The sequence below is a fragment of the Pseudomonas sp. FW305-7 genome (genome assembly GCF_058786735.1).
The window spans coordinates 172,143-187,464 of sequence record NZ_JBYSZA010000005.1; the positions used below are offsets into that span (position 1 = coordinate 172,143).

General features: G+C 59.4%; 14 protein-coding genes. 12 read left to right on the plus strand and 2 right to left on the minus strand.

What is annotated here, in order from left to right; translation table 11 throughout:
• Nucleotides 1–132: 132 nt before the first annotated feature.
• The 12 genes from exaC (at nucleotide 133) to AC3WMT_RS09370 (ending at nucleotide 12,876) form a co-directional block, all read left to right on the plus strand.
• Nucleotides 133–1,653, plus strand: coding sequence for an acetaldehyde dehydrogenase ExaC (gene exaC / locus AC3WMT_RS09315; protein ID WP_103303707.1), 1,521 nt, complete (start codon nucleotides 133–135; stop codon nucleotides 1,651–1,653).
• 369 nt (nucleotides 1,654–2,022) lie between these two features.
• The gene (eat, locus tag AC3WMT_RS09320; protein WP_103303708.1) at nucleotides 2,023–3,393 is read left to right on the plus strand and encodes an ethanolamine permease; all 1,371 of its coding nucleotides are present in this window, start codon (nucleotides 2,023–2,025) and stop codon (nucleotides 3,391–3,393) included.
• A gap of 265 nt (nucleotides 3,394–3,658) precedes the next feature.
• Nucleotides 3,659–5,053 carry an ethanolamine ammonia-lyase subunit EutB gene (locus AC3WMT_RS09325; protein WP_103303709.1) on the plus strand — a complete coding sequence of 465 codons (1,395 nt, stop codon included), beginning with the start codon at nucleotides 3,659–3,661 and terminating at the stop codon, nucleotides 5,051–5,053.
• A gap of 5 nt (nucleotides 5,054–5,058) precedes the next feature.
• A complete protein-coding gene (gene eutC / locus AC3WMT_RS09330; RefSeq protein WP_103303710.1) occupies nucleotides 5,059–5,883 on the plus strand; it encodes an ethanolamine ammonia-lyase subunit EutC in 825 nt (274 codons plus the stop codon).
• A gap of 115 nt (nucleotides 5,884–5,998) precedes the next feature.
• Complete coding sequence (locus tag AC3WMT_RS09335; RefSeq protein WP_074691599.1) at nucleotides 5,999–6,460, plus strand: GNAT family N-acetyltransferase; 462 nt, start codon at nucleotides 5,999–6,001, stop codon at nucleotides 6,458–6,460.
• A gap of 375 nt (nucleotides 6,461–6,835) precedes the next feature.
• Nucleotides 6,836–7,486 (plus strand): DedA family protein, encoded by a 651-nt coding sequence (locus tag AC3WMT_RS09340; RefSeq protein ID WP_103303711.1) that lies wholly within the window; start codon nucleotides 6,836–6,838, stop codon nucleotides 7,484–7,486.
• Nucleotides 7,487–7,490: 4 nt separating this feature from the next.
• Complete coding sequence (locus AC3WMT_RS09345) at nucleotides 7,491–8,303, plus strand: M90 family metallopeptidase (protein WP_103303712.1); 813 nt, start codon at nucleotides 7,491–7,493, stop codon at nucleotides 8,301–8,303.
• A 112-nt stretch (nucleotides 8,304–8,415) separates the two neighbouring features.
• Complete coding sequence (gene ppa, locus AC3WMT_RS09350) at nucleotides 8,416–8,943, plus strand: inorganic diphosphatase (protein ID WP_008052339.1); 528 nt, start codon at nucleotides 8,416–8,418, stop codon at nucleotides 8,941–8,943.
• Between the two features lie 223 nt (nucleotides 8,944–9,166).
• Nucleotides 9,167–9,913: a S24 family peptidase gene (locus AC3WMT_RS09355; RefSeq protein ID WP_103303713.1), complete on the plus strand. Its 747-nt coding sequence runs from the start codon at nucleotides 9,167–9,169 to the stop codon at nucleotides 9,911–9,913.
• Between the two features lie 474 nt (nucleotides 9,914–10,387).
• Entirely contained in the window at nucleotides 10,388–10,810 is a 423-nt protein-coding gene (locus AC3WMT_RS09360; protein WP_103303714.1) for a DUF4952 domain-containing protein, read from the plus strand.
• 310 nt (nucleotides 10,811–11,120) lie between these two features.
• Entirely contained in the window at nucleotides 11,121–12,290 is a 1,170-nt protein-coding gene (locus tag AC3WMT_RS09365; protein ID WP_103303715.1) for a GGDEF domain-containing protein, read from the plus strand.
• A 154-nt stretch (nucleotides 12,291–12,444) separates the two neighbouring features.
• A complete protein-coding gene (locus AC3WMT_RS09370) occupies nucleotides 12,445–12,876 on the plus strand; it encodes a hypothetical protein (RefSeq protein WP_103303716.1) in 432 nt (143 codons plus the stop codon).
• Between the two features lie 9 nt (nucleotides 12,877–12,885).
• Here the strand turns inward: AC3WMT_RS09370 and AC3WMT_RS09375 are convergent, their stop codons facing one another.
• On the minus strand, nucleotides 12,886–13,698 hold the full coding sequence (locus AC3WMT_RS09375) for a YfaP family protein (protein WP_103303717.1): 813 nt from the start codon (nucleotides 13,696–13,698) through the stop codon (nucleotides 12,886–12,888).
• A gap of 3 nt (nucleotides 13,699–13,701) precedes the next feature.
• Nucleotides 13,702–15,321 (minus strand): DUF2300 domain-containing protein, encoded by a 1,620-nt coding sequence (locus AC3WMT_RS09380; protein ID WP_103303718.1) that lies wholly within the window; start codon nucleotides 15,319–15,321, stop codon nucleotides 13,702–13,704.
• Nucleotide 15,322 lies beyond the last annotated feature (1 nt).

Genomic DNA, 15,322 nt, shown 5'->3' on the forward strand with positions numbered 1-15,322 from the left:
TTGTCCGACACAAACCCCGCAACGCCTTGATTTACTTGAGCTGCACGGCAGTGGCCCGACCTTTGCTCTACGCTTATAGCAAGCGCACTTGCGCGTTTCTCTAATAAGTACAAAGCCAAGGAGAACATCATCATGCGTTACGCTCACCCCGGTACTGAAGGCGCCAAAGTCTCGTTCAAGAGCAAGTACGGTAACTACATCGGCGGCGAGTTCGTCGCGCCTGTCAAAGGTCAGTACTTCACCAACACCTCGCCAGTGAATGGCCAACCGATTGCCGAATTCCCCCGCTCCACTGCCGAAGACATCGACAAGGCACTGGACGCCGCCCACGCCGCTGCCGATGCCTGGGGCGCGACCTCCGTGCAGGCGCGCTCGCTGATCCTGCTGAAAATCGCCGACCGTATCGAACAGAACCTCGAGCTGCTGGCGATCACCGAAACCTGGGACAACGGCAAAGCCATCCGCGAAACCCTTAACGCCGACATCCCGCTGGCCGCCGACCATTTCCGCTACTTCGCTGGCTGCCTGCGCGCCCAGGAAGGCAGTGCTGCCGAAATCGACGGCAACACCGTGGCCTATCACATTCATGAACCACTGGGCGTGGTCGGCCAGATCATCCCGTGGAACTTCCCGATTCTGATGGCCGCGTGGAAACTCGCTCCGGCACTGGCTGCCGGTAACTGCGTAGTACTCAAACCAGCCGAGCAAACCCCGCTGGGCATCACCGTGTTGCTGGAACTGATCGGCGACCTGCTGCCACCGGGCGTGCTGAACATTGTTCAGGGCTACGGCAAAGAAGCCGGCGAAGCGCTGGCGACCAGCAAACGCATTGCCAAGATCGCCTTCACCGGCTCGACCCCGGTCGGCTCGCACATCATGAAATGCGCTGCCGAGAACATTATTCCGTCCACCGTTGAGCTGGGTGGCAAATCGCCGAACATCTTCTTCGAAGACATCATGCAGGCCGAGCCGACTTTCATTGAGAAAGCCGCTGAAGGTCTGGTGCTCGCGTTCTTCAACCAGGGCGAAGTCTGCACCTGCCCGTCCCGCGCGCTGGTGCAGGAGTCGATCTACGACGAATTCATGCAAGTTGTGATGAAGAAAGTCCTGCAGATCAAACGTGGCGACCCGCTGGACACCGACACCATGGTCGGCGCCCAGGCGTCGGAACAGCAATTCGACAAAATCCTTTCGTACCTGGAAATCGCCAAGGGCGAAGGTGCCGAGCTACTGACCGGCGGCAAGGTGGAAAAACTCGAGGGCAGTCTGTCGACCGGCTATTACATCCAGCCGACCCTGCTCAAGGGCACGAACAAAATGCGTGTGTTCCAGGAAGAAATCTTCGGCCCGGTGGTGAGCATCACCACCTTCAAGGACGAAGCCGAAGCGCTGGCCATTGCCAACGACACCGAGTTTGGCCTTGGTGCCGGGCTGTGGACCCGCGACATCAACCGCGCCTACCGCATGGGCCGCGCCATCAAGGCCGGTCGTGTATGGACCAACTGCTACCACCTGTACCCGGCGCATGCCGCGTTCGGCGGATACAAGAAGTCCGGCGTCGGCCGTGAGACGCACAAGATGATGCTCGATCACTATCAGCAGACCAAAAACCTGCTGGTGAGCTACGACATCAATCCGTTGGGCTTCTTCTAAAAACATGGGGCGACACTGATGTTTCGGTGTCGCCCATTCGACCGCCATCGCTGGCAAGCCAGCTCCCACAGGATTGTGGGTGAATCCACTTTTTGAGTTCGACTCAGATCACTGTGAGAGCTGGCTCCCACAGGGTTGTGGGTGAATCCACTTTTTGAGTTCGACTCAGATCACTGTGGGAGCTGGCTTGCCAGCGATGGCGCCCTGACTGACACACCACCAATGAGCTGGCCGCTCTGGCACGGCACTTGCGTACCCGTCATTCAGGATTTGCACTGAAACCGCCGCTGCGTGAACAGCACCTATCCACTTCAACCGCCACACCCGAAAGTCCAACAGATCAAACAATAAAAAAGACAGCGAGGATTTATGACTTCCACCACACAGCTCAAACCCACACTTGGCACCCTGCACCTCTGGGGCATTGCCGTCGGCCTGGTGATCTCCGGCGAATACTTCGGCTGGAGTTATGGCTGGGGCACCGCAGGCACTCTGGGTTTTCTGGTCACGGCGCTGATGGTCGCGACGATGTACACCTGCTTCATTTTCAGCTTCACCGAACTGACTACAGCAATCCCACATGCCGGCGGGCCGTTTGCCTACAGCCGTCGGGCGTTCGGCGAGAAGGGCGGACTGATCGCCGGGATCGCCACGCTGATCGAGTTCGTCTTTGCGCCACCGGCGATTGCCATGGCCATCGGCGCCTATCTGAATGTGCAGTACCCGGAGCTTGATCCGAAGATCGCGGCGGTTGGCGCGTATTTCGTGTTCATGACCCTGAATATTCTAGGCGTCAGCATTGCTGCGACTTTTGAACTGGTGGTCACCGTACTGGCCGTCGCCGAATTGCTGGTGTTCATGGGCGTGGTTGCGCCGGGCTTCAGCTTCAGTAACTTCGTGCTTAACGGCTGGTCGGGTTCGAACGAATTCACCATGGGCTCGATCCCCGGGATCTTTGCGGCGATACCGTTTGCGATCTGGTTCTTCCTTGCCATCGAAGGCGCGGCCATGGCCGCCGAAGAAGCCAAAGACCCGAAACGCACAATTCCCAAGGCCTATGTCAGCGGGATTCTGACCCTGGTGTTCCTCGCCATCGGCGTGATGGTGATGGCCGGCGGTGTCGGCGACTGGCGCCAACTGTCGAACATCAACGATCCACTGCCACAGGCGATGAAAGCCGTGGTTGGCAACAACTCGACGTGGATGCACATGCTGGTGTGGATCGGCCTGTTCGGGCTGGTGGCGAGTTTCCACGGCATCATTCTTGGCTACTCGCGACAGTTCTTCGCCCTCGCTCGCGCCGGTTATCTGCCGAAAAGTCTGGCCAAGCTCTCACGCTTTCAAACGCCACACCGGGCTATTCTGGCCGGCGGCGTGATCGGCATTGCGGCGATCTACAGCGACGGTCTGGTCAATCTGCAAGGCATGACGCTGACCGCTGCGATGATCACCATGTCGGTGTTCGGCGCGATCGTGATGTACATCATCAGCATGCTCAGCCTGTTCAAACTGCGTAAAACCGAGCCGAACCTGGAGCGCACCTTCCGCGCTCCGGGCTACCCGGTGGTGCCAGCGATTGCGCTGTTTCTGGCGCTGGTGTGTCTGGTGGCGATGGCGTGGTTCAACACGCTGATCGGTTGCGTGTTCCTGGGCTTCATGGCCGCTGGTTATCTGTACTTCCAGCTGACCGCCAAACAACGCGCCGAAGCGCCGGCAGACGCTATGCTCGAAGGTATTTAGTTGCACCGGCACCGGGCTTCGAACCCGGTGCCCGCTATATAGAAGTGCATACACCTCCCTTGTGCGGGAGATGAACCTGTGGCGAGGGGATTTATCCCCGATCGGCTGCGAAGCAGTCGTAAACCCATTTATCGCTGTGTAGCTGATACTCCGCGATCTCAGGGTTTGCGGCCGCTGCGCGCCCCATCGGGGATAAATCCCCTCACGACGGAGTCCGCTCCCACAAGGAACTGAGTTATCCACAGAATCAAGAGGACACCGCCCCATGGCCGCATTTGCCCATTCCGTCGGCGCCCAGACCTATCGCTTCGACAGCCTCAAGGACGTCATGGCCAAGGCCAGCCCGGCGCGCTCCGGGGATTTCCTGGCCGGCGTCGCCGCGCTCAATGACGGCGAACGCGTGGCCGCACAAATGGCGCTGGCCGACATCCCGCTGACGCATTTTTTGCAGGAAGCGCTGATTCCTTACGAGTCCGATGAAGTCACCCGGCTGATCATCGACACCCACGACAAACAGGCCTTTGCCGTGGTCAACCACCTCACCGTCGGCGGTTTTCGCGACTGGCTGCTCAGTGACGCCGCCGATGAAACCAGCCTGCGTTCCCTCGCCCCCGGACTGACCCCGGAAATGGTCGCGGCGGTGTCGAAGATCATGCGCGTGCAGGATCTGGTGCTGGTCGCGCAGAAAATTCGCGTGGTGACGAAATTTCGCGGCACCCTCGGCCTGCGCGGGCGTCTGTCGACCCGCCTGCAACCCAATCACCCGACCGACGAGCCGTCCGGTATTGCCGCAAGCATTCTCGACGGCCTGCTATACGGCAACGGCGACGCCATGATCGGCATCAACCCGGCCACCGACAGCATTGCCTCGATCTGCGCGATGCTGGAAATGCTCGACGCGATCATCCAGCGCTACGACATCCCGACCCAGGCTTGCGTGCTGACCCACGTCACCACCTCGATCGAGGCAATCAACCGTGGGGTGCCACTGGACTTGGTGTTCCAGTCCATCGCCGGCACCGAAGCGGCCAACGCCAGTTTCGGCATTAACTTGAATGTCTTGCAGGAAGGCTACGACGCCGGGCTGAGCCTGAATCGCGGCACCCTCGGGCAAAACCTGATGTATTTCGAAACCGGTCAGGGCAGCGCCCTGTCAGCCAACGCCCACCACGGCGTCGATCAACAGACCTGCGAGACACGGGCCTACGCCGTGGCGCGACATTTCAAGCCGTTTCTGGTGAACACAGTCGTAGGATTTATCGGCCCGGAATACCTCTACAACGGCAAACAGATCATCCGCGCCGGCCTCGAAGACCACTTCTGCGGCAAGCTGCTCGGCGTGCCGATGGGCTGCGACATCTGCTACACCAACCACGCCGAAGCCGATCAAGACGATATGGACACCCTGCTGACCCTGCTCGGTGTCGCCGGGATCAACTTCATCATGGGCATCCCCGGCTCCGACGACATCATGCTCAATTACCAGACCACTTCGTTCCACGACGCGCTCTACGCGCGCCAGACCCTGGGTCTGAAACCGGCGCCGGAGTTTGAACAATGGCTGGCCAGGATGGGCATCTTCACCCAAGCGGATGGCAAGGTGCATTTCGGCAATAACCTGCCGCCGGCCTTTCGCCAGGCCTTGGCGCAACTGGGATGAGTCTTATGGAAAAACCGCCTGTCGACCCGCAAAACCCATGGCTGGAACTGCGCCGGCTGACCCCGGCACGCATCGCCCTCGGCCGTACCGGCACCAGCCTGCCGACCAGTGCCCAGCTGGATTTTCAGTTTGCTCACGCGCAAGCGCGAGATGCGGTGCATCTGCCGTTTGATCACGCCGGACTCAGCGCGCAACTCAGCGAGCGCGGGCGCGAGAGCCTGTTGCTGCACAGCGCGGCGACCGATCGCAACAGCTACCTGCAACGCCCGGATCTGGGGCGCAAGCTCAGCGATGACTCGGCGCAAACCCTGCGCGATTACGCGCAAGCGCATCCCGGCGGCGTTGACCTGGCGATTGTCGTGGCTGACGGCCTGTCGGCACTGGCTGTGCATCGGCATACATTGCCGTTTCTCACACGCCTGGAAGAGCAGATGAGTGCTGACAACTGGTCCATTGCCCCCGTCGTTCTGGTGGAACAGGGGCGGGTCGCCGTCGGTGATGAAATTGGTCAACTGCTCGGCGCAAAAATGGTCGTGATGCTGATCGGTGAGCGCCCGGGCCTCAGTTCGCCGGACAGCCTCGGTTTATATTTCACCTACAATCCAAAAATCGGACTGACCGATGCCTACCGCAATTGCATTTCCAACGTGCGGCTGGAGGGCTTGAGCTACGGGATGGCGGCGCATCGCTTGCTGTACCTGATGCGCGAGGCCTGCCGGCGGCAGCTGTCGGGGGTCAATCTGAAGGACGAGGCGCAGGTTCAGACGCTGGAAGCGGACGCCGGTGCAGACATGAAAGGAAACTTCCTACTCGGTCCGCCCCCAACCTGAACCGTTTCCGCATTGCGTTTCTGCGCAGGTTTCAGGCAGGATCGATACACGGCCGCCAGGGTTTCCCATCGCCGTCAGAGCAGTTGAAGACAGCCACTTGAAGACGAGACCTATCATGCGGATTATTCAAGCGACCCTCGAACATCTGGATTTGTTGACTCCGTTGTTCGTCAAATATCGCGAGTTCTACGGTTCCCTGCCTTATCCGGATTCCTCCCGCGCGTTTCTCGAAAAACGCCTGCGCCGCAAGGAATCGGTGATCTATCTGGCCTTGGCCGATGATGACGACAAAAAACTGATGGGTTTCTGTCAGCTGTATCCAAGCTTTTCCTCGCTGTCGCTCAAGCGCGTGTGGATCCTCAATGACATTTACGTCGCCGAAGATGCCCGCCGCCAATTGGTCGCCGATAACCTGATCCGCACCGCAAAAAAAATGGCCAAGGAAACCCAGGCCGTGCGCATGCGCGTGTCCACCAGTGCCGATAACGAGGTGGCGCAGAAAACCTATGAATCGATCGGATTCAAGGAAGACACCGAGTTCAAAAACTACGTGCTGCCGATCAGCGAAGAGCTCTGAACACCTGCATCAACGGCATATTTGTGGGCAGTTCCTGTGGCGAGGGAGCTTGCTCCCGCCAGGCTGCAAAGCAGCCCCAAGCCCCAACACCTCGATCCTGCAGGCTCACCGCATGCCTGCCGGTTCGGGAGTGCTGCGCCCTCCAGCGGGAGCAAGCTCCATCACCACAACAAAGCGCTCGGCACGACAATCCATGCTTCCCTGACAAATCCTCACACCACGACATCCCCCGCTACAAAACCAACGCGCTTTTCATCTTTCAGACCGTATAATCCCGATCTTTCCGGCTTGTAAGAAAAACTACACCCCGTTGTAGGCTTACACCAAGTCATCCGCACAGGCCTGCCGAGTCGGGCCATCACCACAGGTGCCTCCATGGATTTCAACCCGCTCGACCTTATCCTGCATCTCGACGTCTACCTCGATTTGCTGGTGAACAATTACGGGCCATGGATCTACGCCATCCTGTTCCTGGTGATTTTCTGCGAGACAGGTCTGGTGGTGATGCCGTTCCTGCCGGGCGATTCGCTGCTGTTCATCGCCGGCGCCGTTGCGGCGGGCGGAGGCATGGACCCCGTGCTGCTCGGCGGCCTGCTGATGCTGGCGGCAATCCTGGGCGACAGCACCAATTACGTGATTGGAAGAACGGCCGGAGAAAGGCTGTTCAGCAACCCGAACTCGAAAATCTTCCGCCGCGATTACCTGCAACAGACCCACGACTTCTACGACAAGCACGGTGGCAAGACCGTGACCCTGGCGCGCTTCCTGCCGATCATTCGTACCTTCGCGCCATTCGTCGCCGGCGTGGCAAAGATGCCCTACCCACGCTTCTTCGGTTTCAGCGTCTTCGGTACCGTGCTGTGGGTCGGCGGTCTGGTGACGCTGGGTTACTTCTTCGGCAACGTGCCGTTCATCAAGAAGAACCTGTCGCTGCTAGTGGTGGGCATCATCCTGCTGTCGCTGGTGCCGATGATCATCGGCGTCGTGCGTAGCCGTTTCGGCGGCACCAAAGCGCAATCGCACTAAGCCGATGTGGTCGCTGAGCGCCTGGCGACGCCGGCGCATTCTGGCGAAGCACCCGATTGCCGATGACATGTGGCAACGGGTGCGCCATCACCTGAGCTTTCTTGACGGCATCACCGCCGCCGAAGACCAGTGGTTGCGCGAAGCCTGTGTGCTGTTTCTCGAAGACAAACACCTGACCGCCCTGCCCGGCGTCGAACTGCATCAGGAACAACGCCTGCTGCTCGCCGCCCAAGCGCAATTACCGCTGCTCAATCTCGGTGATTTGAACTGGTATCAGGGTTTCCACGAAATCGTCCTCTATCCCGACGACTTCCTCAGCCCGCAACGCCATCGCGATGCCAGCGGCGTCGAGCATGAATGGGATGGCGAACACAGCGGCGAAGCCTGGCAGCAGGGGCCGATCATCCTCGCCTGGCCCGGCGTGATGGCCAGTGGTGGCTGGGAAGGTTACAACCTGGTGATTCACGAACTGGCGCACAAACTCGACATGCTCAACGGCGACGCCAATGGCCTGCCGCCGTTGCACGCCGACATGCGCGTCAGCGACTGGGCCGAGGTGATGCAAAAGGCTTACGACGACCTCAACCATCAACTCGACCGCAACCCTGACGCCGAAACGGCCATTGACCCGTATGCCGCCGAGAACCCGGCCGAGTTCTTCGCCGTCACCAGCGAGTACTTTTTCAGCGCCCCGGATCTGCTCGACGAAGCTTATCCACAGGTCTACGCGCAACTGCAGCTTTTCTATCGTCAGGATCCGTTGGGCAGACTGCGGCAACTTCAGGCCACGGACCCGGTCTATCAGGCGCACGACTAAGCTCTGCACGACTTTCGGTACATGGCGCGCCCGGCAGAATATGCCTATAATCGCCGCCACTTTTTGGTCAATCCGGCCAAGTGTTTTTGGTCAACTACGGGGGCAACGCCCAATGAGCTACAGCAAGATTCCGGCTGGCAAAGACCTGCCGAACGACATCTACGTCGCGATCGAGATCCCGGCCAACCACGCGCCGATCAAATACGAAATCGACAAAGACAGCGATTGCCTGTTCGTTGACCGTTTCATGGCCACCCCAATGTTCTACCCGGCCAACTACGGTTACATCCCGAACACCTTGGCTGACGACGGTGATCCCCTCGACGTGCTGGTTGTGACCCCTTACCCGGTTGCGCCAGGCTCGGTCATCCGCGCACGTCCAGTCGGCATCCTGAACATGACCGATGACGGCGGTGGCGATGCCAAAGTCATCGCAGTTCCACACGACAAGCTGTCCCAGCTGTACGTCGACGTGAAGGAATACACCGACCTGCCACCACTGCTGATTCAGCAGATCGAACACTTCTTCGCGAACTACAAAGATCTCGAAAAAGGCAAATGGGTCAAGATCGAAGGTTGGGCCGGTGCAGACGCCGCTCGCGACGCGATCACCAAGTCGGTTGCTGCCTACAAAGGCTAAGCACCTGCGCTATGCGTGATGCTTGAAGAAAACCCCGGTTGATCCGGGGTTTTTTGTGCCCGGGAAAAACCGCCTTAAACAGAGTGTTTATGGAGGCCTACAAAAAAGTTTTAGTCTGTGTAATTTCCCACAAGGACGTCTTACATCCCGTCGCAAAATTCAGCCCATTTTTGAACGCCCGGTTTATTCAAACTGCTCTGGCACGGCCGTAGACTCCGTGTTTATGAGAAAGAACACTAGCGGTCCAAGATTCAAGGCACTCCTGGAAGCTGCGAACATCTCGACGACGGGTTTCGCAAAGTTCTGGGGCACGGAAGCCCAAAATGTCCACAACTGGTACACCCGGGGCGTCCCGGCGTATCGCATGGAAGAAGTCTCACGCCTGCTGTCCGTCAACAGCGAATGGCTGAAAACCGGCGAAGGCACAAAAGAGGTGCCGAGCCTGACTCCGCCTGCCAGCAACGGCGACAGCTATGACGCCCAAGATCCCCAGGGCGCCTATCGATTCATCCACCCCAACGACCTCGAACTGGCATTCTTCAAAGAAACACCCCTCGCCAACGGCTCCGACAAAACCCACGTCATTCAGGACCCGGACTTCTCCATCCGCCTGCTACGCGCGCACCTGGATCAACTGGAAATTCGCCCCGCCGACGCCATCTGCGCGCACATGATCGGCAACAGCATGGCCGAACGCATCGAAGACGGCTCTATCGTCGCCATCGACCGCAGCCTGACCCAAGTCGTTGACGGCGAAATCTACGCCATCGAACACGACGGCATGCTGCGCATCAAATACCTGCACCGCATGCCCGGCAACGGCCTGCGACTGCGCAGCCACAACAACGCCGAATACCCGGACGAAGTCTTCCACCCGGCGCAGATTGAAGAGCAAAGGATCCATATATTGGGTTGGGTATTCTGGTGGTCGACCCTGAGCAAACGCCGGCCAGTGGTGCCGTTTCTCTGAGTTGTTTTGACTGACGCCGGTTCACATAGAACCCTGTGGGAGCGCACTTGCCCGCGCAGAGGCCCTGAGAAACAGTACAAAATCCTGATTTGTACCGCTGCAGTCGCTCTAAACCGCACTTCAGGCTGGGAATCCCGGGCAAAACTCAGTATCCTGCGCCCCACATTTGCGCATCGACCCGCTCCCAGCGGCTGCGATGACGCCCGACGCGGCAGACCAACGTCTGACCAAGTCCCACAGCCGGACGCAGATCCGGGTGTACGTTTTGAAGGCTGGCGCGGTTTACCAAAAATAAACCAAGCCAGTCCCCGAGAAGCCGGCCACAAGCCGGCTTTTTAATGTCTGAAATAATCTTCCTGATAACTTGAGCAGTGTGACGCTGTATCAATAGGCGCCCAATACATGGCCTCGCCGCCTGATCGTATGAGAGAAGCACGAGGAAAATACGTTGGCGCACTTATCGTGGATAACTACATGAGCAGACTGATTAGCGGACTTGTCTTCGCTGGCTTATCCCTGTTGGCTGGCAGCGCGATGGCCGGACCGCAATGTGGGGATTTTCTGGCGAAACTCAGCGACAAGCCTGCCTTCGTCGAATTTCTGGAATGTACTCAAGACAACGAACAGTTGGGCAAACCGCTCAATGCTCGATATCGCGTCAAAGGCTCGGATGCACTTGCGGCTGAACGCTACATGAGCGGCAGCTTCGCAATGCCCAAGCTGCGGTATATCTGTTGCGGCTGGGATTCATCATTTTTTTCTTATCGTGATAACAATACGCAGCTTTGGTATGTGTTAGGAATGGGCTCCGAAGAAACGCCCGTAAACAGGCGTGAATCTTGGTCAGAAATAACATTCTTTTATATCAATGCGTCAGTTACGACCGAAGATTTCTAAGCCGTATTTGAGGCGCAACGCCAGTAAGCGTCAGCGTGACGCCCGCAGGTTGTGTCGATGCGGCGTCAGGACCAGGCGACGAGCATTTCGGCGTTTCCTTGATGCCCCAAATCTCCAGTACCGATACCACGCCGTGAAACGCGGAAACAGGGTTGAGCCTGGAGGGATTCCGGTGAATCCCTGCGCAGCCAGCACTTGCCAATTCCACCGCCTCGGTGCTAAATCCCGGCCCAATCACCACCCCTCTGTAATTACCCGCATCCCCTTCACCGGCCGGATTCCGGTATTGAGCCCCACGGGAATCCATGGAATGGTCCTGCATATCCCGACCCTGCTGGTCGTTTCGGTCTTCGTCTTCTTTTTGATGGGACTGCTGACCCTGCACGCCTGGTATCGCGAAACCCGTGAACCTTCACTGGCCTACCTCGGCGGCATGATGTTGCTGGGGGCGCTGGGTGTGGTGCTGGTCAGTTGGCGTGATCGGGGCGCCGATTTCATTCCGATCCTTTTCGGCAACGTTGTTCTGCTGCTCAGTGCAGCGTTCAACTGGACGGCCATGCGCACACTGGTCGGTCGCAAGCCTTGCTTGCCGGGGATTCTGGCTGGCTGCGTGATCTGGCTGCTGATGTGTCTGATACCGGCCTTCTACCATTCGATGCCGAACCGTGTGTTGGTCTATTCGCTGCTGGCATTCGGTTACGGCGTATTGACGACGCTGGAACTCTGGCGCAGCCGCCACAGCCTGGACGTCGCATTCATGCCAGCGTTGCTGCTGACGGTTTCGCATACCGTGTTCTACGCCGTGCGCAGTGCCACCGATGACGGCTTGCCGGTGACCAAAGCCTTGCTCGGCAACGGTGAAGGCGTACCGTTCTTTTCGTTCATGCTGTTTGAGTCGATGTTGTATGTCATTGGCATCGCTTACATCACTCTGGCGATGGTCAAAGAGCGCGCCGAGCTGAAACTCAGGGCTGCGGCGTTCAGCGATCCATTGACCGGCATCGGCAATCGTCGAGCCTTCATGCTGCACGCCACCCACTTGCTGGACGACAGTCAGCAGCGGGCCGAACCGGCGGCGTTGCTGCTTTGCGATCTGGATCACTTCAAGCGTTTGAACGACACCTACGGCCATCCTGTCGGCGATCAGGCGTTGATCGCGTTCAGCGGTGTCCTGATGGATAGCCTGCGTGAGGAGGATGTTTTCGGGCGCATCGGCGGCGAGGAGTTTGCCTGCCTGCTCGGTGCATGCAATGAGCCGACTGCGCTGGAGATTGCCGAGCGAGTCCGCCACGCCTTCGCCCGGCTCTCCATTCTGGAACCGGGTCTGCTCAGCGTCAGTATCGGCGTGGTCACCACCCATGAATCGGGTTACGACCTGTCGCGGCTGCTTTCTGAGGCGGATCAGGCGCTTTATGGCGCCAAGCATCAGGGACGCAATCGGGTGCAGACGTTGCGTTCGTTGTATCTGGGGCTGGCGTAGCGCGTCCGTAGCAGAAACCGAAATCCTGAAAAGCGCCATCGCCAGCAACTCGACAACCACATTGCCATTGGTTTGCTGGAAACCCTTTAAGTAGCCGTCCAACGTAGTTGGCCAAGCTATAAGTCCGAGAATCACTCCACAAGGAAGTTAGAAATTGATCCCCCGCACTTTGAGTTCACAACTGAAATCCGCCGCCGCAATAACGCTGTACCTCTGTCTTTCCGCATGCGTCGGAGTAGGCATCTCCCTCCCGGAAAAAGTCACACTGAAAACCGATGCCTACAGAGCGCAAAGTTACCGCTCGATCACCCCGCAAATCACCCGAACAGCAACATCAACTCCCACCCGCGAATGGTGCGGGATCACGGTCTGGGCGCTGGTGATCCCGGTGCCGTTGAAGCTGCCGGTGTGCAGTTCGTACTACGAGCAATCCTTTGGCAGCGACGAATTCGGCAGGGAAGTCGTTCTGCTCGACACGCAACAAACAGTGTCATCCCCGCTCTACGCCTGCGGCCCACTCATGGTGCTGGGGCCGATTGTTCACGGTTACGAAGGCAATGCCCTGTGCGGTGTTTTTCCTAAATGATTAGGTGATTCACGGGTAGCTGAAGGACTTCACCAAGGTCAACTCCCCCACCGCCCGCATCGGCACCAGGAAGGTCTCCATTTTCTCGCTTGGAGTTCCTTCCTCCGTGATCACCGTGACTTGCGCGGTGGTCAGCGGTTGCACCGCTTCATCGCTGCCGTCTTCATCGCTGCGATAACCACCGCCGAAGTAGTTTACGTACACCAGATACTGCCCCTTGATCGGCGCCGGCATCGCGAAGATTTCCGGGCCGTAACCCGTGGTCACGTCAACGTCGAGCGCTGCGCCGTTGGCGGCGGTGCGGTCGCCGTACCAGATGTGCGCGCCGTCGGGGGTGATCAGGTGCAGGTCGAGGTCGGTGCCGTCGCTGTCCCAAGCCAGCAGTACGCGCAGCTTGGCCGGGGTGGCGCCGCCGCTGGTGTTGAGGAACTGAGTGCGGTGACGTTGTTGGCCGTCGGGGCTGCGCACTTCGACGCTGTTGCTGCCGTTTGGGAAGGAGAACGGGCGGTCGAAGCGCCCGCTGTCGTCGATTTTCAACGGCATGCTGACGCCGTTGACGATCAAGCGGCCGGGCTCGCGGCTCTTTGGCGTGGCTTTGATTTCGCCGCTGATGCGGGCGGTGTTGGCCTGGCCGACCGGGGTATTTACCGACGAGGCCGGGTAGTTAACGGTCTGGCGGAAGCTTTCACCCTCGCCTTCGGGGGCGCCGCTGCGCCAGCCGCCGATCGGGGTGTCGAGTTTGACGCTGTCGGCGGCGATTGCCGGCGATAGCGCGGTCAACGTGCAGAGCAGCAGCAAGACCTGTGGATAACGGAGTGTCATGGCCTATTCCAGCAAGAGGTGACGGGCGAGCCCTTCAATGTAGGTTTCATCCTGGCCATTGGGATGTGCCTCAAAGGCCAGGTGCAGATATTCGTGAGTCAGGTCGAGGCGATCCTGCAACGTCAGGACGCCGCGCACGTAAATGCGCTGGCGTTCGCGGTCGACGAAGGGGCGGCCGAAAGCGAGTTTGCACACGGCGAATGTGCTGACTTCGTTGTAGCCGGTTTCGCTTTCCAGCGTCGGGCGCCAGCCGCGTCGCTGTTTTTGCAACCAGTCTTGCGCGGCGGGCAGCGCTTCGCAGGAGGCAACCGGGTTGTCCCAGCGGCTGAGGCTGGCGCGCGGATAGGCGTGCAGCAGAATCGCGTCGTAACGCTGACCGGCGTTGGCTTGCTCGACCGCTTGTTGCCAGGCGAGTTTGTCCGGGCCGGGCTGATCGGAGTGATAGGTGACGGTGCTGCCGGCCAGGACCAGATCGGCGGTCCAAGCGGCGATATTGCGCGACTCGGTCGAAGCTGGACGTGGGGCGACGCGCTGGCGGGTGCTGCTGTCATCGATGCTCAGGCAATCGCCGTTGCGCGTGGCGTTTTGCAGCAGATAAGTGCGGATCGCCACGGCCAGAGCTTTAGCGGCTTCGGCCGGCTCGGGTTTGGCTTCGCGCTCCAGCACCCGGGCGACGTATTCTTCGCGATCCAGTCTGGCGACGAGTTTGTCGTTGAGCAGAAACAGTTCGCCGGCGCTGTGGATATCCAGCGCATTGCCGTTGGCGAATTCAACGCGGTAGTCGCCCTGTAACGGGCCGGAAGTTACGACCCGGTCACCCGCCAGAACCCGGGTGACGGGGTAGCGCGAGAACAGCCCGACCTCGACGCAGCGCCCCGCCTCCGCCGGCCATGCCGCTGGCAGCACAGTCGCCAACGCCTGGCCGTAATGACGCAGAACCATCTGACTGGTGCCGCGTCCACCAGCCCAAAGCGGCGAGCCATCAGCCGTCCAACCAGCAAAACCACCCTGCCGCGAATGCCGATCCTGATCGCCGAGCCAGCTCCAGGTTTTCACCCGCAGGCGTCCGCCGAGTTCACCGACGACATTGCCGTCGGCAGCGTTCAGCACCACATCGAGCAACACCCGGCGCATCTGCTCCTGCGCTGGCAGCGAAGCCAACACCTTGAGCAAGTCAGCCACAGAAACCCGCATGGCCGGCTGCACGGAAGGCAATTCCAGCAACCACGACGGCGCCTGCCGAGCCTGCCAATACGTGCGCCAATCGGCAGAAGAAATGCCCAATCGCGCCGGTTCAAAGTACAACCCGCAGGATTTCACCAGTGCCTGATCACGCTCGATCTTGCCGCCCGCCGAGCAGCAGTAGACTTCCTCTTTCGACTGCCCGCGACATTCATAAGCCGGTTCGCGTGCACCGGTATCCACCAGCCACGCATAAACGAACAACTTCCACAGACTGCCCAGCGGTGCATCCAGCGAAGACGGTAACGGTTCGCGAGCAATCAGCTGCGTTTGACTCAACGACAACAACTCACCCTTGTACGCCACGCGCAACAGCTCATCCTGCGCCGTCGCCAGCGCAGGAATCAGCCATAACAGCAGCCACAACAGCGGCCGGGTCATG